The sequence below is a fragment of the Aeromonas finlandensis genome, assembly GCF_000764645.1.
Lineage (GTDB): Bacteria > Pseudomonadota > Gammaproteobacteria > Enterobacterales > Aeromonadaceae > Aeromonas > Aeromonas finlandensis.
The window spans coordinates 1-2,085 of sequence record NZ_JRGK01000337.1; the positions used below are offsets into that span (position 1 = coordinate 1).

Here is a 2,085-nt window from a genome sequence, read left to right on the forward strand (position 1 = left end):
CCCAAAGAGGCGATTGCCCACGGTGGGGTCGATGAAGTGATGTCACTTGCACAAATAACACAGACGCTCGCGCGTCCGGATTAACAGGGGATTAACTATGTCATTAGTGCAATGGCAGGGCCGCTGCGCCCTGGTGGTCGATGACTCGCGCACCCAGCAATACGAAGTGACCTGCCTGTTGCAGGAGCTGGGCTTTGGCCAGATCCATGTCGCCAATGATGGCCAGGATGCCCTCAACAAACTGCAACAGATTGACCATGTGGATCTGCTGCTCACCGACCTCAACATGCCCGGCATGGACGGCGTGGAGCTCATCAGCCAGCTGGAAAAACAGACAAACTACCAGATGTTTATCGCGGTCATGAGTGCCGTCGATCGGGATGTGCTGGACGTGATCCACTCCATCGCCGATGCTGGCACGCTGGAAGTGATCGGTGTGTTGGCCAAACCCCTCAGACAAAGTGATCTTTACGGCATACTCCAGCATTGTGATCCCTTGAAACACCGGAAAAACAACAGTTGGATGCAGCTCAGTTTTACCGTCGAGGATGTGCAGCAGGCACTGGATAATGGTCAGCTGGTCCCCTTTCTGCAGCCCAAGGTCACCATGGTGGACTCAGGTCTTTACGGCTTTGAGGCGCTGGTTCGTTGGCATCATCCGGACCACGGCGTGCTGCCGCCAATCTGTTTTGTTCATCACCTGGAAGAGGGGCCGCTAGCACTGAACTTTTTCTACGCCTTTTTACGTGCCACCTGCGAGGCGTTGAATAAATTTAGGTCCCTGCCCTCACCGCTCAGTTGCTCCATTAATATGCCTGTCACTCTGCTGGTAACCGATAAATTAGTCGAGAACATGGTCGAGATTGTGCAGGAACATCAGCTGCCCTGCAGCGCCATTATTATTGAAGTGACCGAAACCACATTTATGTCAAATCTTGCCATGTCGTTGGGTACATTGGCGCGGCTACGATTACGGGGATTTGGCGTCGCCATGGATGATTATGGCACCGGTTACTCCTCCATGAAGCAGTTATCTCGCTGTCCTTTTACCGAGATCAAGATTGATAAAGAGTTTGTCCACGACGCCCATACCAGTCCCAAGAAGTTGGCTATATTGACATCAGCGATCGTGATGAGCCAAAAACTGGGGCTCAAGACAGTGGCCGAAGGGGTTGAAAGCGAAGAGGATTGGCTACAGTTGGCCCTGCTCGGGTGTGAATTGGCACAAGGCTATTACATCAGTCGCCCGCTGCCGGTAGATCAGATTGAAGAGTGGTTTGCCGAATGGCAAACAAGGGCAACCCCACCCGCTAAGCCATATTGATTGCCCCCACCTGAAACGGGGGATAAATAACCAAGGCAGTCGCTTTATCACTGCAGGGAACGCGAATCGTCAGCATGAGGCTCTATATATGATTAATCTGATCCGTCAACTATCAATTAAAACGCGACTGATGGTCGCGTTTTTGCTGGTCAACCTGATCCTGATTGGGGTCGGGTTATACGGCAAACAAAATACCTCGGTCATCAATAACATGTTGAATGACATGTACCTCAACATGCTCACCCCGATAAAAGATCTTTCAAATGCCAATATGCAGGCCATCTACCATAACCGCTCACTGTTTGATTACGTGATTGAACCAACCAAGCCGGGTATGGACAACATCGCAGTCCAGATGGATGGTTATGAGCAAAAGATGAACGAACTGATCAACGAATATCGGGCAACCGAACTGACCGCACCGGAAAAAGCGACGCTTGCAGATTTTGACCGCGCCTGGCCCCTCTACAAAGAGGCAGCCAAAAAAACGATGGCCGCAAGTTACGCCAATGACAACGACTCGTCGGTCAAACTGATGAAAGGGGAAGCTGCCGCCACTTTCCAGGTGGTCGATGATCTGCTCAGCAAGCTGGTGAATATTAACGATGATCTGGCGAAAACAGCCTTTGTCGATAGCGATGTGATTGTCGCCAATATCACCTCTACTACCTATACCATCCTGACCCTGTCGGTCATTCTCTCCCTGGTGCTCGGTTGGCTGCTCAGCCTGAGCATCAACCAGCCTCTGGCCACCATAGTGG

General features: G+C 51.5%; 3 protein-coding genes. 2 read left to right on the top strand and 1 reads right to left on the bottom strand.

The window, feature by feature from the left end:
- Positions 1 to 103: 103 nt before the first annotated feature.
- Entirely contained in the window at positions 104 to 259 is a 156-nt protein-coding gene (locus tag LD28_RS23870; protein ID WP_241462327.1) for a hypothetical protein, read from the bottom strand.
- Here LD28_RS23870 and LD28_RS0120475 point away from each other — a divergent pair.
- Both LD28_RS0120475 and LD28_RS0120480 read left to right on the top strand, forming a co-directional pair.
- A complete protein-coding gene (locus tag LD28_RS0120475; RefSeq protein WP_277619830.1) occupies positions 188 to 1,324 on the top strand; it encodes an EAL domain-containing response regulator in 1,137 nt (378 codons plus the stop codon). The genes LD28_RS23870 and LD28_RS0120475 overlap by 72 nt on opposite strands.
- On the top strand, positions 1,266 to 2,085 hold an 820-nt coding region (locus tag LD28_RS0120480), incomplete at its 3' end, for an MCP four helix bundle domain-containing protein (protein WP_241462325.1). The genes LD28_RS0120475 and LD28_RS0120480, both read left to right, overlap by 59 nt.

Excerpts from the sequence above, each read along its gene's own strand:
- LD28_RS23870 (WP_241462327.1), bottom strand. The coding sequence starts at position 259 with ATGGTCAATCTGTTGCAGTTTGTTGAGGGCATCCTGGCCATCATTGGC.